Source organism: Paenibacillus sp. FSL R7-0210 (assembly GCF_038009085.1).
Lineage (GTDB): Bacteria > Bacillota > Bacilli > Paenibacillales > Paenibacillaceae > Paenibacillus_AQ > Paenibacillus_AQ silagei.
In genome coordinates this window covers 4,034,380-4,060,149 of the sequence record NZ_JBBPAR010000001.1, presented here as the reverse complement: position 1 = coordinate 4,060,149, position 25,770 = coordinate 4,034,380, and the positions used below count along the sequence as shown (strand labels likewise).

Sequence of the window (25,770 nt, the reverse complement as noted above, 5' to 3'; positions counted from 1 at the left end):
TGCTCTTTTTTTAGCAAGGTAAAATACCTTTACCACATGATGAGGCTTTTAAGAAGCTGCTGGAGACGTTTTTTCAGGAATTTATTGAGTTGTTTTTTCCTGAGCTTGATTCGATGCTGGATTATAATGAGACCCGGTTTCTGATGCAGGAATTGCTGGTGGATATTGTTGGTGAGGAAGCGCGGGAACTGGATCTCCTGCTGGAAATCCGCTACAAAGGACTGGACGGTTATATTCTCATTCACCTGGAGCCGCAGTCGTATCGGGATTCACGGTTTCATGAACGGATGTTTATTTATTTCAGCCGTCTATTTGAGCGCTACCGCAAAGAACATAAGCTGATTATTCCGATTGCCATCTTCACTTCAGATGAGATCAGGGAGGAGCAGGACACCTTGGAGATGGTTATTCCTGAGCACCAGATTCTGCGCTTTCAGTTTCTCAAGGTAGAATTGCGTAAGCAGAACTGGCGAAGATTTATTGATTCAGACAATGCAGTAGCTGCTGCGTTACTAGCTAAGATGGGGTATACTACAAGAGAAGCAAGAGATGTGCGCCGGGAGTTCCTGCGCATGTTCATGAAGCTGAAGACACGGCTCGATCAAGGACGGCTGGCGCTTGTGATGTCAGTGGCAGATTTATATTTCAAGCCGGACCGGGCCCAGGATGAAGAGATCATAAAAGAATTAATGATACAATACCCGGAGGAGGGTGAAGCGATTATGGAACTCATGCCAGCCTGGAAGCGTTGGGGATATGAAGAAGGTATAGCTGAAGGCATAGAACAGGGAATTGAACAAGGCCAGACGGAGATCATCCGTAAATTACTCCTTCACGGACTTACTCCAGAAGAGGTATCCAAAGCGGTGGAGTTACCGGTAGAGAAGATTAAGAAGCTGATGTAAGCGGAGTTCTATCATATTATGCGTACGCCCAAACAGACCGTCTACCCTAAGACGGTCTGTTTTCGTATGTTCCGATTCAATCTTTTATTCAATATAGCTCCTTGTCGCCTCATACATTTGCACTGCATATTTGTCAATCTGCTCCCGTGACATGCGCAGACGGTCTACGGATGTGCCGTATCCGATCTCCAAGAGTCCTTCAGTGAGTCCCTGGAAGATCCCGTCCGTGAATGCATCTAACGGCTCGCCATGGACATGCAGTCCTGATCCGCCGAGATCCGTATTCACAGCAGGCGGGGCAATCTCAATGACTTCAACGGAAGACTCAGAGAGCTGAAACATGGCAAGCCGCAATGCAATCGTGCTGTCCCCCTCCGCCATCCAGTCTACATATTGCCTGATCTGGCTTATGGGCATCTGTGTGTTTTTCAGATAGAGGATGATCTTAAGGAAAACGAGGTGATCCTCCGTAAAAATCCGCCTGCCCGCTTCATCCCGCTCCATCCCGCTCCATCCGGGGCAGTAACCCCTGCTTCTCATAAAAACGTATGGTAGATTCCCGAATCCCCTAACCGCGTTGCCGCTTCGCCAATGGAATAATAGTTCATCTGGAGGCCTCCAATTGATTGTTTAGGTGTCGACAGTTATAGGATACGACTTAAACCAAGGGTTAATTCAACCTAATTTATAAGAGTCTGTCAAAATATTACTATTGGTTAGTTTTCCATTTTGCTATATTATGAGAATGCGTTTGCATTCCATGAAAATTATCCAAAAATAGGAGGACTACCAAATGACTAAGACTGATTTTGCAGCGTACCAATGGATGAATGAAGGGAACATCAGGTTTGAGGATGACAGTATTATAATAGAGGCCACTGCTAACAGTGATTTTTTCTGCAATAACGGGGCGGTTGCGGAAGAAGGGCTGACGCCTGAGAGTCTGACCAACGCGCCTTTCTTCTATACTGAAGTATCCGGGGATTTCGTGCTGCGGGTGAAGGTGAGTCATGACTTCCGGGACACGTACGATTCTTCTTCCATTATGATTATGCAGGATCTGTCGGTCTGGGCGAAGGCTTGCTTCGAGCTGACAGATTTTGATACCCATGCGGTGGTCAGCGTAGTTACGAACCAGACCTCGGATGATGCGAACGGCTGCAATATTGAGGGTAATGAGGTATGGCTGCAGGCCGCCAGATCCGGGAATGCCTTTGCTTTTCATTATTCGACCGACGGCGTACGGTTTGACATGATGCGTTTCTTTAACCTTCCGGTGGGAGACTCAGTCAAGGTTGGGTTATTGGCGCAGGCCCCTACTGGCGATGGCGGGGATAGAATCTACAAGCATTTCTCACTGGAACAGCGGACGGTGAAAAATATAAGAGCCGGCATATAAGCCGGCTTTTTTTCGATGAACCAGCTGCTCCTGCCGGAGCTTAGTTCGAACCTTTGGCCTGTCTGGGCCAGATGAAATAGGTAACAGTGATGATCAGGTCAATGCCGACCACCACGGACCATACAGTCAGGATACTTAACAGCGCCTCCGTGCGGGCGGCATCGTCGATCCACAATATCAATCCATACAGAATACCGGCAGCGAGCACAAAAGAGAGCAAGTGCTTCACCCAGCCCTTGAAATAATGCTTGGCATGGTCCATGCCGTAACGCTTGGCCGGCTTCGTCCCTTGCTTGGTAACATAGTAGCGGAAGCGTTCGTCGGCCCAGGCGATCATGCTTTTACCGAATACAAGAGACACAGAAATATACACAGCCGCAAGAGCATGTGCTGTCGTAGCGGTAGCGCCCCGTGCCAAATCCACGCCGGAAATCAGTAACAGTAGGATATCGAGGACCGGAGTCATCGCCAGGAAAATGAGCCCCAGTGTAGGCCGCTTGAAAATATAACGTGCTGTAAAGCCTGCAAGAATGACCACCCAGAACAAGACCTCACAGGTCACAATCGCCCATGCCACCAGATTCATATAGCACCCCTTGTTATTGTTGATAGTAGTTATAGCCTAGTCGAAGTATAACAGCGGATTTTAAATAATACAATCGTATCATTTAAATTGTGCTTATCATTTCGGGTATGCTACAATATGGTCATGCCAAAAATTGTAGATCATTCCGAACGAAAATCGAATATAGCCGAAGCCACCTGGCGGGTCATTATCCGGCAGGGAATCAAAGGGGCTACGGTGCGTAATATTGCTGCCGAGGCGGGTGTTTCTTTGGGCGCACTGCGCCATTATTTCTCCACTCAGCATGAATTGCTGGAGTTTGCTATGAATCTGGTGAAGGAGCGCGTAACAGCGAGGATTGTGGACATTATGCAGTCGGAGCTTCCTCCGCGGGAGCAGATTATGAAGGTGCTGCTGGAGCTGCTCCCTACGGACGACAGCAGCATGGCTGAGATGGAGGTATGGTTCGCATTTACCTTCCATCTCAAGACTGGTGGGGAGAAGCCTGTTGAGCTTAATGATGCGATCTATCCGCTGATTGTGCAGATTATTGACTACCTGGATCAGCACGCACTCTTCAAGCAGGGGCTGGATAAGGGGGATGAAGCCGAACGGCTGTATGCCCTGATTGACGGCCTGGCCCTTCATGCCATGCTTGAGCCTGACAGGATGAATAAACAACGTGTGATCCGGGTGCTGAATGTTCACCTGGAATCTATCTGCACTCCAAGTACGACATAACAGCCTGGTTCTGTATAATGTTCTATCCCTGTCTCAGGATCACTAATTTCCCCCGAACCTTCCGGGTCTCATAATGATTATGCGCACCTACTATCCCCTGCATTGTAAACGGGAAAATCTCCTCCACATGCACCTTAAGCTTATGCTCGCGGACTTGCTGGATAATGGAAGCCAGATCCTTTGGGTTCGGCTCGATATAGGCAAACTGGGCCTCGATTCCGCGAACCTTGGGGTGGGTGGTGATCAGCGGGTCTACCAGGGAGATTAGCCTGCCGTTGTCCCGCAGAATCTGAAGGTTCTTCTGTTCGGTTGCTCCTAATCCAGTGTCCGCATCAATGGAAGTTTCTCTCACCATATCCAATACAATATCTACTGTGCCGGTTGCTTCTGCGAAATCAGTGGTCGTGTAGTCAATAACCTCATCGGCTCCAAGCTGCCGCACAAATTCATGATTATACTCCCGGGCGGTGGCCAGGACATAGGCGCCGTGCTGCTTGGCCATTTGCACCGCAAGATGTCCTACCCCTCCAGCGCCAGCGTGAATAAGAATCCGCTGGCCGGAATGCAGCTTGCCGTACTTGAATAAGGACTGCCAGGCAGACAAGGCAGAGGCGGGCAGGGCGGCAGCTTCCTGAAAGGAAAGCTCAGGCGGAATAACTACCGCTGAGTTCTCTTCCAGAGCTAAGAAGTCTGCGTAACCGCCGCCGGACCTGGAGAGCCCCATGACGCGGTCGCCCACCTTCAGCCGTGACACATTTTTCCCAATCGCCCTCACTATTCCGGCTACTTCTACTCCCAGCACATGGGGGAACTGCAGCTGCATGACCTCCTTGAATGCGCCTGAGCGCACCAGTTGATCAGCGGAACTGACAGTTGTGGCGTACATTTCAATGCGCACCTGAGTCTCGGTGATAGCGGGAGTAGGGAGTACCTCTTCTGTGAATACTTCGGGATTACCATAATGCTGAATAGCAATTGCATGCATAGCTGAATCCTCCGATCCGTGTATTTTGAGTCTCTGTTGATTTACGGGTAGACGTTCACTATAATGATCCTACCAGTGTGGTATAGCTGCATCAATTGCTAGAATTTCGGAATGTGTTCAGTATTGTACAGAATCTGTAGAAGTGTTCAAATCAATTCGAACGGGGCGAAGAAGGGGTTATTTATGGATAGAAGGATACGTAAATCGCAGGAGGCTATTATTGAAGCCTTTATCCAGCTGATTGCAGAGAAGAACTTCGAACAAATTACGATAAACGAAATAGCCGAGCGGGCCAATGTAAGCCGGGGCACCGTTTATTCGCATTATACCGACAAATACGATCTGCTGGACCAGTGCATCAGGACACATTTTGTCAAGCTGATTGACAGCTGTCTGCCGTGCGGCGAACAGGCGCTGTTTCCTACTGAGGCGGCTCTGCACTATACATTCCGTTACCTCGATGAGCATGCTTCGTTCTATGCAGCGGCGCTGGCTAACCAAGGGGTTCCCGCGTTCCGAAATCGTCTGCAGGCGGTACTGATACGGGGATTCGACAAACAGATGGATATGGGCGGCATTAACAAGATGATGGACAAGGGAATCCTGGTGCAATTTCTGGCTGTGGCAATGACCGGCATGATCGAACAGCTGGTTACGCGTGCAACGCCTTATTCAGCAACAGAGCTATCCGGGCAATTGTGGGCACTCATGGAGCGTAACCAGATGGTCCCGCCGTCCGCTCCGCTTTCTATTTCTACCAAATTGTTCTAGAATGAATAGGTGCATATAGCAACCGGTTGGTGGGAACTGCCGGATTCAGAGAGGAGCAGAGGATTAATGAAATACCGCAGATTAGGTGGGACCGGACTTAAGGTCAGTGAGATTAGCCTGGGAAGCTGGTTGACCTACGGAGGATATGTGGAGCAGGACAATGCCGTTAAGGCCATTGAAACCGCTTACTCCCTGGGCATTAATTTTTTTGATACCGCGAATGTCTATGAGAAGGGGGCGGCGGAAAAGGTGCTGGGAGCTACCCTGAGCAGCTATCCGCGCGAATCCTACGTGCTGGCGACCAAGGTGTTCGGGGTCATGGGTGACGGTCCCAATGACCGTGGTCTGTCCCGGAAGCATATTACCGAGCAATGCCATGCCAGCCTGAAGCGGCTGGGCGCTGAATACGTGGATCTGCTCTATTGTCACCGGTATGATCCGGAGACCCCGATCGAGGAGACGCTGCGGGCGCTGGATGATCTGGTCCGTCAGGGCAAAGTGCTCTATGTGGGGGTCAGTGAATGGACAGCGGCGCAGATGACCGAAGCCCTTGCGGTTGCCGACCGGTATCTGCTGGATCATATCGTGGTCAATCAGCCGGTCTATAATATGTTTGAACGTTATATCGAGAAGGAGATTATCCCGCTTGGGCAGCGCAAGGGAATCGGACAAGTCGTATTCTCTCCGCTCGCTCAAGGTCTGCTGACCGGCAAATACAGCTCGGTCTCCGAGATTCCGGCAGACAGCCGGGCTGCCCGGCTCGACTGGATGCGCAAAGGAATTACGGAGGAGAAGCTTACGAAGGTTCAGGAGCTGGGCAAGGTTGCCGCTGAACTGGATATCTCTGTAGGCAATCTGGCACTGGCCTGGATTCTGCGCCAGCCGAATGTATCCAGTGCCTTGGTCGGCGCGAGCCGCCCTGAGCAGGTGGAGGAGAATGTAAAGGCTTCCGGCATTGAGCTGAATGAGGATATACTGGCCCGAATTGAAGAAATTATCGGTTAAGAGAGAGGGAGGATACAGATGAAGGTTCTATTTATCGGAGGTACGGGACTTATCAGTCAGGCGGTTTCCCGGCTGGCAGTAGAACGGGGAATAGAACTGTATCTGTTCAACCGTGGAGAGCGCAGCGGCTTCGTGCCTCAGGGCGCACAGGTGATTCAGGGCGATATCCGTGACAAAGAGAAGGCAGCCGAGGCGCTGAAGGGGTATGACTTCGATGTTGTTGTGGACTGGATTGCCTTTACGCCGGAGCATGTGCAGACAGATGTTGACCTGTTCACAGGCAAGACGCAGCAGTATATCTATATCAGCTCGGCTTCCGCTTACCAGAAGCCCCAGCGTAATTATCTGATTACCGAAGAGACTCCGCTGGTGAACCCTTATTGGCAGTATTCCCGGGATAAGATTGCCTCCGAGCAGCTGCTTCTGGAAGCGTATCAGAGCAGCGGCTTCCCGGTGACCATTGTCCGTCCATCCCATACGTACGGAGATACAGCTATTCCGGCGGCGCTGACCAGCTGGAGCCATCCATGGTCTCTGGTGGAACGCATCCGCAAGGGCCAGCCGCTCGTTATCCATGGCGATGGTACCTCTCTATGGACATTGACGCATAATACGGATTTTGCCAAAGGCTTCGTTGGATTGCTGGGACTTCAGGAGGCGATTGGAGAAGCGGTTCATATTACCTCGGATGAGGTACTGAACTGGAATCAGATCTATGCGGCCATCGGGGAGGCAGCCGGCCGTGAGCCGAAGGTTGTACACATGTCTACGGATTTCATCGTTGCGAATACCCCGCCGGGAACAGCGGACGGGCTGATCGGGGATCAGGCGGTCAGCAGTGTGTTCGACAACAGCAAGATCAAGCGTCTCGTTCCTGACTTCGCCGCTACTGTGCCGTTCGCTGAAGGGGTGAAACGGTCGGTTGCCTGGTTCGAGGCCCATCCAGAATTGTGCACAGTCGACCAGGATTGGTCCAAAATGCTGGACGGATTGATCGCCAGGCACGGCGTTGATGCGAAGCTGCTTAGCTATTACGTGTAAAGAGAACTAATAGTATCTATCAGAATATTTCTTCATACCGGAACAGGTGCTGTCCATAGAGGATGGTGCCTGTTTGTGTATAAGCAGTGTCAGGTTATAACCCAGGTATAGCATGAAACCCGGATTCGTGAATATACTCTGACTACCGAAATCCCCACGAGTAAAGGAGTCCTGGTCATGCCGACACATCCTTACGTCTCCCGTTTTTTTGTGAATACCGATGCACGCCGTGACAAGCTGATTTATGATTTGCCGGAAGCCTGGTGGAGCCGCCCATATGAATATGAATGGTGTACCCATTTCATCTCACCGCATGATGTCGTGCTGGATGCCGCCTGCGGGATCTCTCATCCGCTCAAATTCTATCTTGCCGAGCATAGCGCTGAGGTCTATGCCTGTGATAAGGATGCCCGGATTCTGTCGCATGAAGCGATTATGCAGAATATCACCGAGGATGTCGGAGCAGCTGCAGCCCGTCAGGTGGAGGCCGGACCTGTGAACAGGCTGCACTTGGCCCAGGCTGATTTGACCTCACTGCCTTATGAGGATGAGAGCTTTGATACGGTTTTTTGTATCTCGGTGCTGGAGCATCTGTCTGTGCAGGAAGCGGTCCTGGCCGTCCGTGAGTTTCATAGAACGCTTAATGGAGAAGGACTGCTGGTGCTGACCTTTGATCATCCGACCGTCAACCTGCCGCGGATGAATGAGATTCTGCTCCAGGCCGGATTTCAGTATTGGGGCGAGACGGATTTCAATCTTCCGGCAGATGCCGTGCGTACAGACCAGTGGGGCGGCCTGAGCTGCTTCCGGGCAGTGCTTAAAAAAGCGCAAATCTAGCAAAATTCACCCATCATTTGGTTGTTTCCTTCCATTGTAGTAGAATAGCTTCAAGGGCAGAAGAAAGAAGGAGACAATCTCATGGGGATGATCGGCAATTACCTGACTGTACATGCTGAATTGCTTCAGCTCTGGAGGGAATAGAAGAAGCCTGGCTGAGGGAACACTACCCTTTCCGGCAGATGATGGAGGAAGGAATCTACCCCCTTATGGAGGATGATGAGGCGGAAGAATTCTTTGATTATATCTATATGTATTTCAAGGCCATCCGGGAGTTCTACCAGCAGGCAAGCGCGAGTGCATCCTGCGTTGTGTTCTATATTTCCTAGTCACAGTCATTATTATAATACATTAGAAAAAGGAGCTAGAGAACGTTGCGCAGATATGCTGTTATATTCATGATTCTGCTTCTGCTGGTCCCCGCTGCGGGGATAAGCGCCCAAGGGACTGCTCCGCAGGAGGAAATCCGTCTTACGTTTGCCGGGGATATTCTGCTGGACGGCTTTGTCGGCGACCAGATTGCCAAGTATGGCGTAGATTTCCCGTTCGCCAAGGTAGCGCCTGTGCTGAAGAAGGCCGATCTTGCTTTTGCCAATCTGGAGACTCCGGTCTCTGTGCGCGGGGCTGCGGCCAGCAAGACGTTCGCCTTCCGTTCCAAGCCGGCGGCACTTGCGGGATTAAGTAAAGCGGGGATCGACGGCGTGAGCGTAGCCAATAATCATATTCTGGATTACGGCCGGACCGCGATGCTGGACACGCTGATTCATCTGGATAAGAACAATATTGGACACACCGGTGCGGGTGCCAATATGGATGAAGCCTTCAAACCGTATGTCAAGACCGTCAAGGGCAAGCGGATCGCTGTTCTGGGTACAAGCCGTGTGCTGTCTGACCCTTCCTGGTATGCAGGCAAGAACAGCCCGGGAGCAGCCTCAGCCTATACGGCAGAGCCGCTGCTAAGTGCGATTAAGAAGTCTGCCAAGGATAATGACTATACGGTTGTCTATATTCACTGGAATCAGGAATTCAAGGATTACCCGGAAGCGTATGCGCGGAAGCTGGCCAAGCAGATGATTGACAGCGGGGCAGATATTATCCTTGGCGCGCACAGTCATTGTCTGATGGGTATTGAATATTACAAGCATAAGCCGATCTATTATTCACTGGGCAACTTTGTGTTCAACCGTTCTACACGGGGCGGAGACAAGACCCTGCATTCCATGCTGGTTAACTTCACCATTAACCCGTCAGAGGTAACCAGCAGCATTACACCGGTCAAAATCATTGGCGGCCAGCCGAATTTCATGGGGGATGCCTACAATAAAGAAACCATCAAGAAGCTGAACCAGCTCTCCTTCAATGCGAAGATTGCAGCGAACGGGGCAGTCAGTGAGAAGCTGTAAAATAAGCCGGCGTAACAGTTCTTATCCATGAATCTGTATGATCCATCTCTTATAGCCCGGGGAGCCGCTTCCTAATCCTCCCCGGGCTGTTTTGCGTTTTCCCGGTATTCTTCATTTTGTGCTATTCATTCTTAGCATTGTGCTAACAGCGCGGAGTAAATCTGCTCTACAATATGAATATTAGTTCTATAGAATAGCTGTAACGAATTCCATGCAGAGGATGTCAGTGAATGATGCCCAAGCTTAAGAAGTACATGCCTTTCACCTATAAAATGATGATTCCTTATCTGCTGCTGGTTCTCCTCACGGATGTGTTCATCGGCTATATCTCCTATTCCATGCTGACCGATTCCAGGACAGAGATGGCCGAGTCCAACATCCGCACAGGTATGGAGCAGTCGAGGAACAATATCCGCTATCAGATGGATGAAATACAGCGGATGTCGGACAACCTGTTCGGCAGCCAGCCGTTCCAGCGTGCGCTTGAGCTGAAGGGGACGCCGTTTGAGATCTATCTGACGATGCTTGACGAGATTATCCCCCAGATTACCGCGCCGCTGCAGCTGTTCGGGAACAAGACCCGCTTCATGCTCTACACCCCGAACCCAGATCTGAACATTGTGTCCGGGGATAATCTGGATGATCCGATTATTACCAGCGATTACTACATTCTGCCGCTGGACGATATTACAGGCAGTCCATGGTATCGCTCGCTGAAGGATTCCAAGCGTGATAATTTGTGGCTGCAGATTGATACGGACCAGAAGCTGGGCAACCTCTCGCATGTACGCAGACTCGTCAACTTCAGTGATTACAAATCTCTGATCGGTTATGTGCGGATTACGGTATCGCTGGAGGACCTGTTCGGCGGCTTCGACACCTTCCCTCTGGAGGAAGGAATTACGCTGCGGCTGGTGGAGGAGACCACCGGGGACGTTCTGTTCCAGCGGGGTCCTGCCAATAATAGCAGCGGGGAGGGAAGATTCCTCAGGCTGCAGGAGCAGATTCCGGGCAGTAACTTCATGATTGAAGCGATGGTTCCGCATAAATATCTCACTCAGGATGCCGGACGCCTGCGCCGTGTGATTATCGCAGTCTGCAGTCTGAGCTTCCTGGTTATGACCCTGATCGGGTATGTGGTAGCACGGATATCGGGACGCAAAATGAGCCGGATCGTAGGCCTGGTACGCTCCTTCCAGGACGGGAACTTTCAGAAGCGCATCCGCTTCTCCGGTAATGATGAATTCGTGCAGATCGCGGATTCCTTCAATGATATGGCCTCCAACATCCAGGGGCTGATCAACAGCGTGTATGTGCAGGGAATCCAGAAGAAGCAGGCGGAGCTGGAAGCCCTGCAGGCACAGATTAATCCGCATTTTCTCTATAATACGCTCTCTACGATCAGTAGCCTTGCTAATCTCGGGGAGATCGGCAAAGTCACGGAGATGGTTCAGGGGCTGTCCCGGTTCTACCGGCTGACCCTCAATCAGGGCAATGTCTATATTGAGCTGGAGAAGGAGCTGGACCAGGTGGCTACTTACTTGGAGATCCAGCGGGTCAAATATGCGGATGCCTTCACGCTGCACGTGGATGTGGACGAGGAGATTTTGCATATGCAGGTGATTAAGCTGCTGCTTCAGCCTTTTGTGGAGAATATATTCAAGCACGCCTGGTTCGGTGAGACCATTGCCATCCGGCTGACCGGCAAGCGGGTAGGGGACAATATTGAACTTAAGGTAATCGATAACGGGATCGGCATGCGCCCCGAGGTAGTCAAGCGTATGATGCAGGGGCCGAGCCAGTCAGGCGGGTACGGTGTGAAAAATGTGGATGAGCGGATTAAGCTCAGGTACGGCGATGCGTACGGAGTGACGATTGCCAGCTTCTACGGAGGCGGAACAACTGTGCGGCTGCTGCTCCCTGCCGGGCTTCAGGATGATGAGGAGCTGTAAGACTTAGGGTCAGTTACACATACAGGAGGACAAGATTGCGATGAGTATCAATGTATTGCTGGTTGACGATGAAGCGATTGATCTGGAATGGCTGCGGCGCAGAGTACTGGCCAGCCCGCTGGATCTTGCAGTGGTAGGAACGGCGAACAGCGGCTTCAATGCGCTTAAGATTATGGAGCAGGAGCGGGTGGATATCATCCTGTCCGATATACGGATGCCCATTATGACGGGAACGGAATTCGCACGCCGGGCCAAGGTCATCCATCCGAAGGTCAAAATTGTCTTCATCAGCGGCCATGAGGATTTCAGCTATGCCAAGGAAGCGATTGAGATCAATGCCTCCGGTTATTTATTGAAGCCTGTGGAAGACAAGGATCTCTACGACATGCTCGAATCCCTGTCTGCCGCTCTGGAGCAGGAACGGGAGAAGAACCGTTCATTTACCGAGGCGCTGTCCCTGGTGAACAAGGAGCTGATTCTGCGCTGGTTCGAGGATGCATCGCCTGAGCCGGCGGAGCAGCATCTGCGCAGTGCCCTGAATCCGCTGCTCATGAAGGGGGCGGCTGCAGCGATTATTGAGATTGATGATCTGGAATGGAAAATGCGCGACCTGTCCGAGGAGGATGCGCGGGTCAAGACGCGGCAGATGGCCGGACTAATCAGAGCGTTCGTAGAGAGCGCCCAGCTGGGAACGCTGATTCCTGTACATCATCACCGGTTCGTCATTCTGTGCAGCCTTCCGCAGGACAGCTTCCTCAGTCTGCTGGATGAGCTGATTAAGCAGATGGCCGGGAGCTCACCCTGCACCTTAACCATCGGGGTCGGACGTTACGCCCAGGATGAGGCGGGGCTGCATGAATCCTACCAGCAGGCAACGGCTGCACTCAGTGCGAAGTGGCTGCTGGGCAAGAACCGGCTGATCCGCGATAATCTGGAGTCCTCCCCGCGCGGGACGCCGGGGGCAAGGATTGAACAGACCGTTGTGCAACTGCTGGAGGCTATCATCCAGTACGATCTGGTGGCGATTGACGATCATCTGCTGGAGCTGTTCACGAATGCGGGCAAGAAGGATGTCTATGAGCTGATTATCCGGATCACCTCTAAGCTGCATGCGGACCTGCAGCAGCAGAATGAGAATCTGTATGAGCTGCTCCAGTGGGAGTCTCATCAGCCGGACATCCTGTTCCAGTTCGAGACGATTCACGATATCCTGTCGTGGATGAGACGGAGATTCTTCGAGCTGTCGGAGCTGCTGTATGTGAAGCGGCAGCGGCAGAAGCGCAAGCTGATCGACGAGATTATGAATTATGTGGAGGAGAATCTGGAGAAGAAGATCACGCTGAAGGAGGTAGCCGCCCACTTCGACTTCACCCCGAATTATCTGGGCTTCCTGTTCAAGGAAGAGTATGGGGTTCCCTTCAGCGAGTATGTTAACGAACGCAAGACAGGCAGAGTGTTCGAGCTGCTCAGTGATCCGACGCTTAAGATCTATGAGATAGCCGAACGGATGGGCTATAAGAATATTATCTATTTCAACCGGCAGTTCAAGCAGATCACCGGCATGACGCCGGGGGAATACCGCAAGAAGCAGAAAATCTAAGCTGATGATTACCAAACGTTGCCAGTCCTGATTTCCAAATCAGAGGCAACGTTTTTTGTTTTTTTGGAAAGTATATATTTAAACGGATCGTTGAAAAAGTATTACTTTTAGTTGATAGCCCTAATCCACACCGGAAGGACGCTTATTTATAATAAGGCTATAGAGAAATGGGAATGGGAAAGGGGATTCAAGATGAAACAGAAACAACACGGATTCTGGGATGACGTCAAGAAATACAGATCCTTGCTTCTTATGCTGACACCGGCAGTATTGTTCTTTCTGCTATTTGCTTATCTGCCCATGTCGGGCATAGTGCTGGCATTCAAGCAATTTGATTATACTGGCGGGGTATTCGGCAGTCCGTGGAACGGACTGGATAACTTCAAATTCTTCATTGATTCCGGTGACGCCTGGCGCGTAACCCGAAATACAGCGTTATATAACATCGCATTCATCGTTGTGAACAACGGGCTTCAGATCTTCGCAGCGATCCTGCTGTTCGAGGTAGCGGGCAAATGGTTCCGCAAGCTGACCCAAACGGTATTGTTCCTGCCTTATTTCATCTCCTGGGTTGTAGTTGGAGCCATTGCGTACAACCTGTTCAACTTCGATGTAGGTACCGTTAACGTATTGCTGAAGGGACTCGGTATGCAGCCGGTGGATATCTATAATACGGCAGCCTACTGGCCGTTTATCCTGGTCATTGTCTCCGCCTGGAAGACACTGGGATACGGAACGATCATGTATCTGGCCGCCATCACCAGCATAGACACCGAGATGTACGAAGCCGCCGAAATTGACGGCGCGAATATTTTCCAGCGGATTATGAAAATTACGATTCCTAACCTGATGCCGACTGTCATCATTCTGGTGCTGCTGGCGATCGGTAATATCTTCCGCGGAGACTTCGGGATGTTCTACAATATGGTCGGCAACAACGGCCTGCTGTTCTCATCCACAGACGTAATCGACACCTTCGTCTTCCGCTCGCTGACCACATCCAATGAAATCGGGATGTCTGCGGCAGCCGGCTTCTACCAATCCCTGCTCGGCTTCGCAACCATCATGCTGGCCAACTATGCAGTACGCCGATACGACAAGGATCGCGCTCTATTCTAGGACAAGGAGGTAATGCCCAATGAGTTCAACCACTGCAAATATTCAATCACCGGAAGTACGCAGAAAGCCTGCTAACCGGGACAAGATGGTGCTATCCATCATCGGATACGTAACCCTAACGGTACTGGCCATATTCTGTATCTTCCCGTTCATTCTGGTCATCTCTTCCTCTCTGAGTGAAGAGAGCGCGATTATCGAGAAAGGGTTCCAGATCTTCCCGACCGCCTTCTCGACGGAGGCGTACAGCCTGCTGTTCAAGTATCCGGCTGAGATGCTCAGAGCGTATGGCGTGACGATCTCCGTTACAGCTATCGGTACTATCGTCGGATTGTTCCTGACGTCAATGACGGCCTACGTGCTGTCCCGGAGAGATTTCAAATGGCGCAGCCGCTTCTCCTTCTTCTTCTTCTTCACTACATTGTTCAGCGGCGGTCTGGTTCCATGGTATCTGATGATCATCAACTATCTGCATCTGAAGGATACGCTTCTGGTACTGATTCTGCCGATGATGATGAACGTCTTCTATATTATTGTCATGAAGTCCTTCATGAGCAGCATCCCGGATGCGATTACAGAATCCGCCAAAATTGACGGAGCCGGCGATTTCCGGATCTTCATGCAGCTGATCGTGCCGTTGTCCAAGCCGGCGCTGGCTACCATTGGCCTCTTCATTGCCTTGGCCTACTGGAATGACTGGTATAACGCATTGCTCTTCATCTCCAAGTCGGAGCTGATGCCGCTGCAGTATTATCTCTACAAAATGTTAGGCAACATGGATGGAATGCGTAAGGCGATGATGGCTTCCGGTGCGGTGGTCAACACAGACCTGCCAACCGAAAGTCTGAAGATGGCCATGACGATTGTGGCTACAGGACCGATCCTGCTGGCGTATCCGTTCATCCAGAAGTATTTTGTAACAGGACTTACGATTGGCGCAGTCAAAGGATGATTACAGGGCAACCTGGTTATCAATATAAGACTTAAAGCAACTATTATTTAAGGGGGAAATACAGGTCATGATGAACAAGAAAAAGAAACTGACAGTTACGCTTGCAACGATGATGGCGCTTGGAACGGTCCTCAGTGCCTGCGGCGGCAATAATAATGGTAATACAGGAGCGGAGGCTACGAAGGCTCCGGCGACATCGGAAGGAGCAACAAATTCCGGTGCTCCGGACACCTCCAAAGAAGTGAAGCTCAAAATGATTCTGCTCGGGCCACAGCCTGGGGATTACGACAAGGTCTTCGGAGAGCTGAACACCAAGCTCAAGGAAAAAATCAATGCTACCGTAGAAACCGAATTCCTCGACTGGTCTGACTGGACCCAGAAATACCCGCTGAAATTCGCAGCAAATGAAGACTTCGATCTCGTATATACAGCGAACTGGGCCTTCTATAACGACCAGGCGCTGAAAGGCGGATTCCTGGAGCTAACGGATGATATGCTGACCAAATACATGCCACAGACTTGGGAAGCGATGCCGAAAGTGAACTGGCAGCAAGCCAAGGTGGACGGCAAGCTCTATATGGTTCCTAACAACAATGTTGAAGTAACCGACAAAGTGGTGCTGTACCGTGAGGATCTGCGCAAAAAACACAATCTGCCTGAAATCAACAGTGCTGAATCATATGCTACTTATCTGAAGGCCATTGCCAAAGATGAGAAAGGCATCACCGCATTCGGTGCCAAGCCTGCAGACGGCTGGAAATTCCATGAGCTGGATCAGACGCTGCTGGAGCAGAACAACAACTTCAACCTGGTAGATGCAAGCCTGCTGCCGCTGGCGTACAAGCTGGATGATGCAACCGGTAAAGTCTTCAACATCTATGACACACCGGAATTCACTTCCCTGCTTAAATATTACAAAGACCTGGCCGATAACGGCGCGTGGTCCAAGAACGTAGTCAGCAACAAAAACGATGTATGGCAGGATGTGAAAGCAGGCAAAGTATCCTCTTATGCGCACAATCTGGGTACTGTAGCTGCTAACCTGGCTGAAATGCGCCGTGACAAACCGGATGTAGAGCTGGGCATTGCTGACCTTACCCCGGACAAAAAGAAAATTGCTGCGATCTCAACGCAGAACGGGATGTCCGTGCATGCAACCTCCAAGAATCCTGAGCGCGCACTGATGCTGCTGGATTTACTGCAGAATGATAAGGAAATTCACGACTTGACTATGTACGGTATCGCCGGAAGCAACTACAACCCGGAAGGCGACAAGAAGTTCACCGCCGGTCCTGCTGCCGCTAACTACACAGGCTTCTCGAACTGGGGCTGGAACTCCCCGCTGAACCGTCAGGATGCAGCGTATCCTAAGGAAGCGGACGATATGTTCAACACTTGGCAGTCCAGCATCTATCACTTCCCGCTGGAAACCTTCGTCTTCGACACTACGCCAGTGAAGAACGAAGTGGCTAATATCGGCAACGTGATGCTGCGTTATGCGATTCCGCTTGAATATGGCTTGATCGAAGATCTGGCGAAAGGCCAGGCAGACCTGATCAAGCAGCTGAAATCAGCAGGTCTGGATAAGGTGCAGACTGAAATGCAGACACAGATCGATGCGTTCCTCGCAGCGCAGAAATAACAGAATAAGCTTACGGGCTGCTCCAAAGCAATAGCTTTGGGGCAGTTTTTATGAAAATATAAGAATGTATAGGTTGTACAAGGATCATACAATATGGCAAAGGAGCAATTCTCATGAGATATACGATACAGGCTGGGGTGTCTCCCAAAAAAATCTACCCGTCCACACTGAAGCTGGGCGGGAGCAATCCTCAAGGGGATGAGATCCGGTTCACGAATTATTATATGGAGCGCAGCGGCAAGCCTTATTTCGCCATCTGCGGGGAATTCCATTATTCACGGTATCCCGAAGCGGATTGGGGGAGTGAAATCGCCAAGATGAAGCTGTCCGGCATCAACGTGGTGGCGACCTATATCTTCTGGAATCATCATGAAGAGGTGGAAGGAGCGTTCGAATGGGCAGGCAACCGCAATCTCCGGAGATTCGTGGAGCTGTGCCGGGATAATGGCCTATACGTCATTCTGCGTGTCGGTCCATTCTGTCATGGCGAGGTCCGCAACGGCGGACTGCCGGACTGGCTGTTCGGCCGGGAATTCGATGTACGCTCCAATGACGAGGGCTACCTGAAGTATGTGAACCGTCTGTTCAAGGAGATCGGCAATCAGGCCGATGGACAGATGTTCAAGGATGGCGGCCCGGTGATCGGGATTCAGCTGGAGAATGAGCTGAATGCTGCGGCCGCTCTCTGGGAAGAGACCGCCAAGCAGGGTGACGAATATCTCAGCGGCGGAGCGAGCGGTGAAGCGGGATCTGAGCATATGCGTCTGCTTAAGCAGTATGCAGTGGATTCCGGTCTGATCGCTCCGATCTATACCAGCACCGGCTGGGGCGAGGCGCCGTTCCTGGAGGATGAGGTGCTTCCGCTCTACGGAGGGTATGCCTATACTCCGTGGAGCATCAGTGACCCGAATCAGGTTCAGAAGCCGACGCCGGAATACGTATTCGTGAATTTCCATGATGACAAGGCGCCGGGCGGCGAATTCAATCCGCCGTATGCGCGGACGAAATACCCGTTCGCTTGCTGTGAGATGGGCGGCGGGATGCAGACCTGGTATCTGTCCCGATTCCAGGTGGAACCGGAAAGTGTCATCGCCATGACCTTAATGAAGCTTGCCGGAGGCTGCAACTTCATCGGGTATTATATGTTCCATGGCGGAACCAATCCGGTGGGAAGAACGGGATACCTGAATGAGAGCACTACGCCGAAGCTGACCTATGACTTCCAGGCGCCAATCGGGGAATTCGGCCAGATCCGTGAGTCGAATCACCTGCTTCGTCCGCTTCATTATTTCCTGCGCCGGTTCGCAGACCGGCTTGCACCGATGGCAACTGTGCTTCCTGAAGGGGCAGAAGCAGTTACGCCGGAGGATGCGCACACGCTGCGTTATGCAGTCCGCACGGACGGCAAGTCCGGCTTCCTGTTCGTCAATAATTATCAGGACCATGTGGAGATGGATACGCACGAGGAGGTTGTGTTTGCGGTAGAACTGGGAGAGGAGACGCTAAGCTTCCCGCAGCGGAGCAAGCTGACGGTTCAGCCCAAGGCTTCCTTCCTGCTGCCGTTCAACTTCGCGCTGGATGGTCTTAATCTGAAGGCTGCCACGGCCCAGCCTGTAACGGCTATTGAAACGGAGGAAGCAGCCACCTACTTCTTCTCTATGCCGGAGGGCATCGACGCTGAGTTTCAGATTGACGCGGATGCCGGTATTCTGGAGGTGAGCGCGGAGACCGGAGACGTAGCAGAGAATGGCGGCTATAATGTGCTGATTCCGCATCACCAATCTTCTATGATTGTGATCCGGCGGGACGGAGCCAGAGAAGTCCGTATCTATGCCATGAGCGCTCGTGAAGCTGCGGCTCTGTGGGAGCTTGAGGAGAACGGCCGCATCCGCATCATCTTCTCACCGGTTCCTCCGGTTCAGACCCCGGGCGGAATTGAATTCATCAGCCAGGGGCATCATGCATTCACATTCCGTGAATACACGGGCGGAACTGAGGCGGCAACGCAGTGGAATACCGCACAGGCGGATGCAACGGTCAGCGGACGACAGGATGGCTGGTTCCAGGCTTACGAGGTACAGGTACCGCAGAAGGAAATCACGATTCCGATGCGCCGGATTCAGGATCACAAGGTTGTCCTCCAGTTGCCCGAAGAAGTCCTGGAGGGTTCGGAAGAAGTCCTGCTGAGCATTGATTATACAGGCAATGTGGGCTATGCCTTCGCTGCCGGGCAGCTGTTCCACGACCATTTCTATAACGGCCTGCCGTGGGAGATCGGGCTATCCCGGTTCCGGGAGGTACTGCGCCGGGGCGAGATCGTTCTGGAAACGACACCTCGCCGGACAGGTGCTGTTAAGCTGGCCGACGATGCAGCCATGGCTGTGGAGAAGGTATTCGAGGGCGAAGCCGTTGCCGTGTTCCATAGTGTGACCGCAACAAAGGTGTACCGGATCGGACTAACAAGATAATGCAAGAAGGAAGCACTGTCCAGGAAGCTCCGCTGGATGGTGCTTTTTTCTGTTTAAGTATTTTGTGAGATTTTTATAAGTGCATTAAGTTAGAATGAGAACATCGATGATTTGAACTGGAGGCTGTTTGTGAGAAAGGTAAATATCCGCAGACTTGCGGGAATCGGCATATTCTTCTGTATTATCTTTTCTTTGATCTTCATGATCTTCTCACTGACCCGGCCTCCTCAAAATGAGGTAAGCGTGGAGAAGGGAGTACTGGATCTGTCCTCATGGAATCTTGAGCAGCAGGGAGTCGTGAATTTGGATGGTGAGTGGGAGTTTTACCAGGATGAGCTGCTGAGCCCTGAGGATTTCCGGCAAGGCCGGTATGATTCTCCGCCTGCCTATTTGAAGGTTCCCGGTACCTGGCGCGGCAAGAATCCCGCTGGCGGGATGAGCAGCAGGGGTTCAGGCACCTACCGTTTGCAGGTATTATTGAAGGATACCGATGAAATACTCGGCTTGAAAATAAGAAGCATCCGCATGGCCCACCGTCTGTTTATTGGTGGACAGGAGGAGGGGGCCAGCGGGCTTCCTTCCACGGACAAAGGCGCGTTTCAACCCGGAAACACACCGTATTCGATATTTTTTCATCCGGATGCCCGCAGGCTCGAGATTGTGATCCAAGTCTCTAACTATAATTTTGTCACCGGAGGAATTGTGAACTCCCTCACGCTTGGAGCACAAGAGGACATCACCCGGCGCAACATGATACAGATCGGTGCGGATATCGGAATCATTTTGATCTTGGCCATGTTCGGTGCCTATCACCTCAGCTTCTATTTTATTGGCCGCCATGAGAAGGAGTATTTGCTTAGCGGATTTTTCTTATTGTTTCTGGCCTTGCAGAACTCCTTGTACGGGGAAAAGATGTTTCAGCGTCTCCTGCCGTCGGTCCCCTTTGATTTTTCGTATAAGCTGCTGGATGTCAGCCACTTTCTTAGCGCGATACTGATTATTGTGTTCTTTTGTACCGTAGAGTCGCACCTGATGTCGCTGCGCAGGCTGAAGCTGATTCTTACCCCGTTTATGGCCTATCTTGTTATGGTTGTGCTTTTGCCGTACGCGGTGCATATTCGAGTGAAATATTTCTTTATATTCTATCTCTGGATCGTTATGCTCGGCATTGTAGCGAGAATGGTCTATTTGTATATCCGCAGGCAGAGTCAGGTGGCAGACCGTGCGGAGCTGATGCTGTTCATTGGCGGTGCCATCTCGCTGATAATCTATCTGATGAATGACGGCCTTTATTCCGAGAATATTGTGCAGAGCAATTTTACAGGAAGATGCGGAGTTATTGCATTTATTGTGCTCATTAATATCCTGCTGGCCGTAAGGTTCTCGAATGCGTATGCCAAAACAGAGATTCTATCCCGTAAGCTATGGACAGCGAACCAGCTGAAGGATGAATTCCTGATGAACACCTCTCATGAGATTAAGACACCGCTCCATGGAATAATGAATATGACCTCTTTTTTACTGGAGAATCAGGAAGAGAATTTGCATGCAGGCCAGAAGCAGAATCTGTGGCTGATTAAGGATACGTCCACGAAGTTGTCGATGCTGATCCAGGATCTGATCGATGTCAGCCGGTTGAGGCACGGAGAGCTGCGATTACACCAGACCGCTGTTGATCTAAGAGTGGCTGTCCAAATTGTATATGATATTCTCCGGTTCGAGCTGGCGGGCAAAGAGGTGCAGCTGCTCAACCAGGTGGAAGCCGATACATGGGTACTCGCGGATGAGAGCAGACTGCGGCAGGTGATGTATAACCTGGTTCATAACGCGATTAAGCATACCCTTCAGGGATCGATTCAGATTACAGCAAGAGTAGCCGGGAGTGAGGTCTTCATTGAAGTGGAGGACACCGGAACAGGGATATCCGAAGAGAACCATGCGGCGATCTTTGAATATTTCGAGCAGGTGGACAGGCTGCTGCCGCAGGACGGATATACCGGAATGGGGGTAGGGCTGTATATCAGCAGGAAGCTGGTGGAGCGTATGGGCGGTGTGATTCGGGTGGATTGGTCCGAGAAGGGCAAGGGAACCCGCATGGTATTTACGCTGCCCCTAGTAGACCCTATTCCCGAATATCAGCAGGCTGCCGTATCCGAACCTTACGCGCTGCATGCCGATGTTGATTATACGGTGCTTGATGTACTGGACCGGGAAGGGCAGACCATTCTGATTGTAGACGATGAGGCCTCCAACATCCATACCCTGCTGAATATTCTACGTCGTCATGATTATAATGTGCTGGTAGCCTTCTCCGCCAAGGAAGCATTGACCAAACTGCAGGAATATCAGCAAGTGGATCTTGTCATTCTGGATATCATGATGCCGGGTACATCGGGGATAGAATTATGCCAATCACTGCGCAGCCGGCATTCTATACTTGATCTGCCGATTCTGTTCGCCACAGTCAAGGATGCACCTTCCGATATCGCGCTGGGCTTCCGGGCCGGGGCGAATGATTTTGTGACCAAGCCCTTTGAGAGCGAGACGCTGATGGCCCGGATTCATAACCTGCTGGCCATGAAATTGTCGATCCAGGAAGCGATCCGGCATGAGCATGCGTTCCATCAAGCCCAGATCAAACCGCATTTCCTGTATAATGCGATGAGCAGTATTATCTCATTCTGTTATACCGATGGCGTCAAGGCAGCTTATCTGTTAACCATGCTCAGCCAATATATGCGCTTTATTCTGGATATGGACCGCTCCACACTTGTCATTCCGTTGTACCGGGAGCTGGAGCTGATTCAAGCCTATGTGGAAATTGAACAAGCCCGCTTCGGGGAGAGGTTCGACTATAGCAGCCAGGTGGATGATTCCCTGAAGGCAGTGAATATCCCGTCCCTCTGCATCCAGCCATTTATTGAGAATGCCATCCGTCATGGACTGTTCGAGAAGGAGGGGCAAGGCAAGGTTGCCTTAAGAATTCAGGCTGGTGACGGATACATGAGGATTATAGTCGAAGATGACGGTGTAGGCATTCCCGCTGATCTGTTATATACATTGAATAGTCAAGGAGAGCTGCAAGGAAGCATTGGTATTCAGAATATCCGCAAGCGTCTGGATATGATTCCGGGAGCCAGCATAAGCATTCATTCTGAAGCAGACAGCGGTACGAAGGTAACGATCTATCTGCCGCTCAGCGGCGGCGGCTCCGGGCAAGGGGCTTCTGAGGAGTAGGAGTAAATATGATTCTGCGTGAAGGAGGGGTCTTCCATGTTTCGGGCGATGATTGTTGAGGATGAACGGCCAATCCTGGATTTAATGAAGGTGCTGGTTGGCCAAAATAGCAATTACAGCATTGTAGGAGCTTTTACGAATCCGGTAGAGGCCTTGGCGAATCTGCAGGAGCTGCAGCCGGATATCGTGTTCATTGATGTGGAGATGCCGAGGATGAACGGGCTGCAGCTTGCAGTGCACATCCATGAACAGCTGGGTCAGGCAGAGATAGTGTTCACTACGGCTTATAAGGATTATGCGCTTGAAGCATTCGAAGTAAGTGCACTTGATTATATTCTCAAGCCTGTCACGCCGCAAGCGATTCAGCGGGTCACCGGGCGGCTGTTCAAGCACGGGACAACCCACATTCCCGCAGAGTCCGTCAAGTCTAGCTTCTCCGTCCGCTGCTTCGGTGAATTTGAAGTCCTTAATCCGGAGGGACTTCCGGTCCACTTCCGAACCCGCCGGACCGAGGAATTGTTCGCTTATCTTCTCTGCCACCCTGGACGGTATATCAGCAAGTGGAAGCTCATTGATTTGTTGTGGCAGGATGCGAAGGGAGAGCGGGGATTATCCAATCTGCATAATACCCTGTACCTGTTAAAAAAGGTCCTGAAAGAGAACAAAATTCCGATGAGCATACAGAAGCTTAATGACGGTTACAGGCTGGATACGGCAAATAAACAATATGATCTCCTGCAGTATCATCAACTGCAGCAGGTTCACAGTGAGGGCAGACTGACCACAGAGCAAGCCGAAGAGCTCTGTTCGCTGTATCAGGGGCCGCTGCTGGAGGGTAAGAATTACTTATGGAAGATCCCGTTAGAGGAAGCCTTCTTCAAGCAATATACAGCAATGGTCCGGGAATTGGCGGCGGCTGAGCTTACCGCTGGAAATGGAGCAGCAGCGGAATTACGTCTTGAGCAATACTTGTCGCTGTATCCGTTGGAGGAGGAAATGAACCGCCACCTGATTAGCATGTATAGAGGACGCGGCGCATTAGAGAATATCAACAGACGGTATGAGCAGTTTGAAGCGGCTTGTAAAAATGAGCTGGGGCTTGAGCTGCCGCCGGAAATCAAGAATGAATGGCTGCAGGCTCATTAGTATATCCCGTGACAAAAAGAAAAGGCGTCCCATGTAGCCGTTACACGGCTTATGGGGACGCCTCTTTGCATAGTGAGAACAGGATCAGCCCTTAACCGCCCCCGCGACAACGCCCTTCACAATGTATTTCTGCAGGAAGATGAAGACCACGATTGATGGAAGCACCGCCATTACCATAGCGGTCATGGCATACTGCCAGTCCGAGGTATACTGGCCCACGAAGGTGTAAGCGGCCAGCGTTAACGTCTTCGTCTCCGGTGAACCGTTGACCATCAGCAGCGGGAGCAGGAAGTCATTCCAGATCCACATGACATCGATGATGACGATGGTCGTGGTGACCGATTTCAGCAGCGGGAAGATCACGCTGAAGAACAGGCGGAAGCCGGAAGCGCCGTCAATCGTCGCACTCTCGTCAATCTCTGTCGGGATACCCTTCACGAAGCCGTGATAGATGAACACCGCCAGCGGAGCGCCGAAGCCCCAATATAGGAGACCCAGTCCCCAGGTGCTCTCCGACAGATTGAGGTTCTTGGCGGTCTGGAGGACCGTCAGCATGATCGACTGGAACGGGATCAGCATCGGCATAATGCACAGGAAATACAGGACACCGCTCCATCTGGTCTTGGTCCGGGCCAGCTTATAGGCGGCGATGGAGGAGATGAATACGATACCGAGCAGGCCGACACCCGTAATGATGAAGTTGTTCAGGAACAGCCGCGGATAGTTGATGAACTCCCAGACATAGGCATAGTTGCTGAAGGTCAGCTTCTGCGGGAGGGCGATGACATCGGTCATGACCTCGCCGAAGCTTTTTAACGAGTTAATGATTGTCAGGAACAGTGGATACAGGAACAGCAGAGACAAGAGGACCAGGACAATTTCCAGTATGATCTTGCCCGCCTTGTTGTGGTTTGTTTTCATTAGGCCTCTACCTCTCTCCGTTTGAAGACTGTCAGCTGGATGATCGTCACGACAAGCACAGCCAGGAACAGGATAAGCGCTTTCGCCGTGCCGTAGCCGTACAGATTGTTCTGGAACGTATCCCTGTAGATATCATAAGCAATACTGTAGGTAGTTCCGCCGGGACCGCCGCCGGTCAGCGACAGGATGACATCGAATACCTTGATTGAATTGGTGAGCGCCATGAACACAGAGATCGTGATCGATGGGGCAAGCAGCGGCAGCGTAATGCTGAAGAATCGTCTCAGCGGTCCGGCACCGTCTACTGTAGCGGCTTCCTTGAGATCCTCAGGCACAGATTGCAGACCGGCAATGTAGATAACCAGATAGAACCCGATGGACTGCCAGATGGATACGCCCAGGATGGAGATGAAGGCCAGTCCCGGTGTCCCGAGCCAGCTTAGATCGAAGATTGCCCAGCCGGTGCTCTCACCCAGCGAGTTGAAGCCCTGCATGAAGATGAATTTCCAGATGAAGCCGACAATCACAAGGCTGAGGATATAAGGGATGAAGAAGGCCGCTCTCAGCCAGGAGGTGCTTCTCAGCTTCATGTCCAGCAGCACGGCCAGCAGAATCGCCAGCACGTTGACTATGATAATGTAGAGCACCGCGTATTTAATCGTGAACCAGGCAGCATCCGAGAAGTTGGTATCGCCGGAGAAGATCTGCTTGAAATTATCCAGCCCGACGAACTTGGGGTGCTTGGAGATCCCGTTCCACTTGGTCATCGAATAGCGGATGGTCATGGCGAACGGAATATAGAAGGCTACAGCGATACAGATCAGAACCGGGAGAGTGAAGATTCCGAATTCGAATTTCTCGCGCCATCTTTTGCCGAGTGTTTTTAACATGGATGCACCTCTTCTTGAGTTATAGGGTGGGAGTAGTAGGCCTGGCTTGCCACACTTAACCATTCCGGTTAGTCTATATTGTGTATTATAGAGTAGACCCGTATCGTCAAAAATGGATTTAAGAGTACAGTTAAGGGTAAAAAGGTGAACGGACTGCGGAGGCCGGAAAAGTCCCCAAAACCGGCAGCGGAGAG

The 25,770-nt window shown here is 51.4% G+C and carries 22 protein-coding genes and 2 pseudogenes; 17 read left to right on the top strand and 7 right to left on the bottom strand.

From position 1 onward, the window contains the following. The first annotated feature begins 23 nt into the window (after positions 1–23). On the top strand, positions 24–905 hold the full coding sequence (locus MKY64_RS17470; RefSeq protein WP_340958112.1) for an Rpn family recombination-promoting nuclease/putative transposase: 882 nt from the start codon (positions 24–26) through the stop codon (positions 903–905). A gap of 84 nt (positions 906–989) precedes the next feature. Here MKY64_RS17470 and MKY64_RS17465 read toward each other — a convergent pair. The 3 genes and pseudogenes from MKY64_RS17465 to MKY64_RS17455 form a co-directional block, all read right to left on the bottom strand. Next, positions 990–1,268: pseudogene (locus tag MKY64_RS17465) on the bottom strand (short-chain dehydrogenase); the annotation flags it as partial. Between the two features lie 78 nt (positions 1,269–1,346). Continuing rightward, a pseudogene (locus tag MKY64_RS17460) lies at positions 1,347–1,409 on the bottom strand (hypothetical protein); the annotation flags it as partial. Further along, positions 1,396–1,455 carry a hypothetical protein gene (locus MKY64_RS17455; protein ID WP_235191724.1) on the bottom strand — a complete coding sequence of 20 codons (60 nt, stop codon included), beginning with the start codon at positions 1,453–1,455 and terminating at the stop codon, positions 1,396–1,398. The gene MKY64_RS17455 and the pseudogene MKY64_RS17460, both read right to left, overlap by 14 nt. A 243-nt stretch (positions 1,456–1,698) precedes the next feature. Here MKY64_RS17455 and MKY64_RS17450 point away from each other — a divergent pair, with 243 nt between their 5' ends. Continuing rightward, the gene (locus MKY64_RS17450; RefSeq protein ID WP_340954636.1) at positions 1,699–2,304 is read left to right on the top strand and encodes a DUF1349 domain-containing protein; all 606 of its coding nucleotides are present in this window, start codon (positions 1,699–1,701) and stop codon (positions 2,302–2,304) included. 40 nt (positions 2,305–2,344) lie between these two features. On the opposite strand, the gene MKY64_RS17445 is transcribed toward MKY64_RS17450, so the two are convergent. Continuing rightward, positions 2,345–2,890, bottom strand: a complete 546-nt coding sequence (locus tag MKY64_RS17445; RefSeq protein ID WP_340954634.1) for a hypothetical protein — start codon at positions 2,888–2,890, stop codon at positions 2,345–2,347. A gap of 123 nt (positions 2,891–3,013) precedes the next feature. Between MKY64_RS17445 and MKY64_RS17440 the strand changes: the two genes are divergently transcribed. After that, positions 3,014–3,610: a TetR/AcrR family transcriptional regulator gene (locus MKY64_RS17440; RefSeq protein WP_340958110.1), complete on the top strand. Its 597-nt coding sequence runs from the start codon at positions 3,014–3,016 to the stop codon at positions 3,608–3,610. 22 nt (positions 3,611–3,632) lie between these two features. Here MKY64_RS17440 and MKY64_RS17435 read toward each other — a convergent pair whose 3' ends face one another. Next, the gene (locus MKY64_RS17435; protein ID WP_340954632.1) at positions 3,633–4,595 is read right to left on the bottom strand and encodes an NADP-dependent oxidoreductase; all 963 of its coding nucleotides are present in this window, start codon (positions 4,593–4,595) and stop codon (positions 3,633–3,635) included. Between the two features lie 183 nt (positions 4,596–4,778). Here MKY64_RS17435 and MKY64_RS17430 point away from each other — a divergent pair, with 183 nt between their 5' ends. The 14 genes from MKY64_RS17430 to MKY64_RS17365 all read left to right on the top strand — a co-directional run bounded on the left by MKY64_RS17430 (position 4,779) and on the right by MKY64_RS17365 (position 23,765). Further along, positions 4,779–5,366: a TetR/AcrR family transcriptional regulator gene (locus MKY64_RS17430; RefSeq protein ID WP_209872679.1), complete on the top strand. Its 588-nt coding sequence runs from the start codon at positions 4,779–4,781 to the stop codon at positions 5,364–5,366. Between the two features lie 66 nt (positions 5,367–5,432). Continuing rightward, positions 5,433–6,371: an aldo/keto reductase family protein gene (locus MKY64_RS17425; RefSeq protein ID WP_209872675.1), complete on the top strand. Its 939-nt coding sequence runs from the start codon at positions 5,433–5,435 to the stop codon at positions 6,369–6,371. A gap of 18 nt (positions 6,372–6,389) precedes the next feature. Next, complete coding sequence (locus tag MKY64_RS17420) at positions 6,390–7,412, top strand: SDR family oxidoreductase (RefSeq protein ID WP_340954628.1); 1,023 nt, start codon at positions 6,390–6,392, stop codon at positions 7,410–7,412. Positions 7,413–7,589: 177 nt separating this feature from the next. Continuing rightward, on the top strand, positions 7,590–8,249 hold the full coding sequence (locus MKY64_RS17415) for a class I SAM-dependent methyltransferase (protein ID WP_076079038.1): 660 nt from the start codon (positions 7,590–7,592) through the stop codon (positions 8,247–8,249). 119 nt (positions 8,250–8,368) lie between these two features. Continuing rightward, positions 8,369–8,578 carry a DUF1877 family protein gene (locus MKY64_RS17410; protein WP_340958109.1) on the top strand — a complete coding sequence of 70 codons (210 nt, stop codon included), beginning with the start codon at positions 8,369–8,371 and terminating at the stop codon, positions 8,576–8,578. Positions 8,579–8,647: 69 nt separating this feature from the next. After that, complete coding sequence (locus MKY64_RS17405) at positions 8,648–9,652, top strand: CapA family protein (protein WP_445671726.1); 1,005 nt, start codon at positions 8,648–8,650, stop codon at positions 9,650–9,652. A gap of 230 nt (positions 9,653–9,882) precedes the next feature. Next, on the top strand, positions 9,883–11,604 hold the full coding sequence (locus tag MKY64_RS17400; protein ID WP_340954623.1) for a sensor histidine kinase: 1,722 nt from the start codon (positions 9,883–9,885) through the stop codon (positions 11,602–11,604). A 40-nt stretch (positions 11,605–11,644) separates the two neighbouring features. Beyond that, entirely contained in the window at positions 11,645–13,204 is a 1,560-nt protein-coding gene (locus MKY64_RS17395) for a response regulator (RefSeq protein ID WP_340954621.1), read from the top strand. A 192-nt stretch (positions 13,205–13,396) separates the two neighbouring features. Continuing rightward, positions 13,397–14,323, top strand: coding sequence for an ABC transporter permease (locus MKY64_RS17390; protein ID WP_036721498.1), 927 nt, complete (start codon positions 13,397–13,399; stop codon positions 14,321–14,323). Positions 14,324–14,408: 85 nt separating this feature from the next. Then, positions 14,409–15,272: a carbohydrate ABC transporter permease gene (locus tag MKY64_RS17385; RefSeq protein WP_425355110.1), complete on the top strand. Its 864-nt coding sequence runs from the start codon at positions 14,409–14,411 to the stop codon at positions 15,270–15,272. Between the two features lie 67 nt (positions 15,273–15,339). Beyond that, entirely contained in the window at positions 15,340–16,914 is a 1,575-nt protein-coding gene (locus MKY64_RS17380) for a DUF3502 domain-containing protein (RefSeq protein WP_340954618.1), read from the top strand. Positions 16,915–17,027: 113 nt separating this feature from the next. Then, positions 17,028–19,382: a beta-galactosidase gene (locus MKY64_RS17375; protein WP_340954616.1), complete on the top strand. Its 2,355-nt coding sequence runs from the start codon at positions 17,028–17,030 to the stop codon at positions 19,380–19,382. 129 nt (positions 19,383–19,511) lie between these two features. Further along, entirely contained in the window at positions 19,512–22,619 is a 3,108-nt protein-coding gene (locus MKY64_RS17370; protein ID WP_340954614.1) for an ATP-binding protein, read from the top strand. 36 nt (positions 22,620–22,655) lie between these two features. After that, positions 22,656–23,765 carry a response regulator gene (locus tag MKY64_RS17365; RefSeq protein WP_340954613.1) on the top strand — a complete coding sequence of 370 codons (1,110 nt, stop codon included), beginning with the start codon at positions 22,656–22,658 and terminating at the stop codon, positions 23,763–23,765. An 84-nt stretch (positions 23,766–23,849) separates the two neighbouring features. Here MKY64_RS17365 and MKY64_RS17360 read toward each other — a convergent pair whose 3' ends face one another. Then, the gene (locus MKY64_RS17360; protein WP_036721510.1) at positions 23,850–24,686 is read right to left on the bottom strand and encodes a carbohydrate ABC transporter permease; all 837 of its coding nucleotides are present in this window, start codon (positions 24,684–24,686) and stop codon (positions 23,850–23,852) included. After that, positions 24,686–25,576 carry a carbohydrate ABC transporter permease gene (locus tag MKY64_RS17355; RefSeq protein WP_036721513.1) on the bottom strand — a complete coding sequence of 297 codons (891 nt, stop codon included), beginning with the start codon at positions 25,574–25,576 and terminating at the stop codon, positions 24,686–24,688. The genes MKY64_RS17360 and MKY64_RS17355 overlap by 1 nt, the downstream gene beginning before the upstream one ends. Positions 25,577–25,770: the final 194 nt, after the last annotated feature.

Bases quoted from the DNA above. Each gene is read 5' to 3' on its own strand.
- MKY64_RS17450 (WP_340954636.1), top strand. From the start codon at position 1,699: ATGACTAAGACTGATTTTGCAGCGTACCAATGGATGAATGAAGGGAAC.
- MKY64_RS17445 (WP_340954634.1), bottom strand. From the start codon at position 2,890: ATGAATCTGGTGGCATGGGCGATTGTGACCTGTGAGGTCTTGTTCTGG.
- MKY64_RS17440 (WP_340958110.1), top strand. From the start codon at position 3,014: ATGCCAAAAATTGTAGATCATTCCGAACGAAAATCGAATATAGCCGAA.
- MKY64_RS17435 (WP_340954632.1), bottom strand. From the start codon at position 4,595: ATGCATGCAATTGCTATTCAGCATTATGGTAATCCCGAAGTATTCACA.
- MKY64_RS17430 (WP_209872679.1), top strand. From the start codon at position 4,779: ATGGATAGAAGGATACGTAAATCGCAGGAGGCTATTATTGAAGCCTTT.
- MKY64_RS17425 (WP_209872675.1), top strand. From the start codon at position 5,433: ATGAAATACCGCAGATTAGGTGGGACCGGACTTAAGGTCAGTGAGATT.
- MKY64_RS17420 (WP_340954628.1), top strand. From the start codon at position 6,390: ATGAAGGTTCTATTTATCGGAGGTACGGGACTTATCAGTCAGGCGGTT.
- MKY64_RS17415 (WP_076079038.1), top strand. From the start codon at position 7,590: ATGCCGACACATCCTTACGTCTCCCGTTTTTTTGTGAATACCGATGCA.
- MKY64_RS17405 (WP_445671726.1), top strand. From the start codon at position 8,648: ATGATTCTGCTTCTGCTGGTCCCCGCTGCGGGGATAAGCGCCCAAGGG.
- MKY64_RS17400 (WP_340954623.1), top strand. From the start codon at position 9,883: ATGATGCCCAAGCTTAAGAAGTACATGCCTTTCACCTATAAAATGATG.
- MKY64_RS17395 (WP_340954621.1), top strand. From the start codon at position 11,645: ATGAGTATCAATGTATTGCTGGTTGACGATGAAGCGATTGATCTGGAA.
- MKY64_RS17390 (WP_036721498.1), top strand. From the start codon at position 13,397: ATGAAACAGAAACAACACGGATTCTGGGATGACGTCAAGAAATACAGA.
- MKY64_RS17385 (WP_425355110.1), top strand. From the start codon at position 14,409: ATGGTGCTATCCATCATCGGATACGTAACCCTAACGGTACTGGCCATA.
- MKY64_RS17380 (WP_340954618.1), top strand. From the start codon at position 15,340: ATGATGAACAAGAAAAAGAAACTGACAGTTACGCTTGCAACGATGATG.
- MKY64_RS17375 (WP_340954616.1), top strand. From the start codon at position 17,028: ATGAGATATACGATACAGGCTGGGGTGTCTCCCAAAAAAATCTACCCG.
- MKY64_RS17365 (WP_340954613.1), top strand. From the start codon at position 22,656: ATGTTTCGGGCGATGATTGTTGAGGATGAACGGCCAATCCTGGATTTA.
- MKY64_RS17360 (WP_036721510.1), bottom strand. From the start codon at position 24,686: ATGAAAACAAACCACAACAAGGCGGGCAAGATCATACTGGAAATTGTC.
- MKY64_RS17355 (WP_036721513.1), bottom strand. From the start codon at position 25,576: ATGTTAAAAACACTCGGCAAAAGATGGCGCGAGAAATTCGAATTCGGA.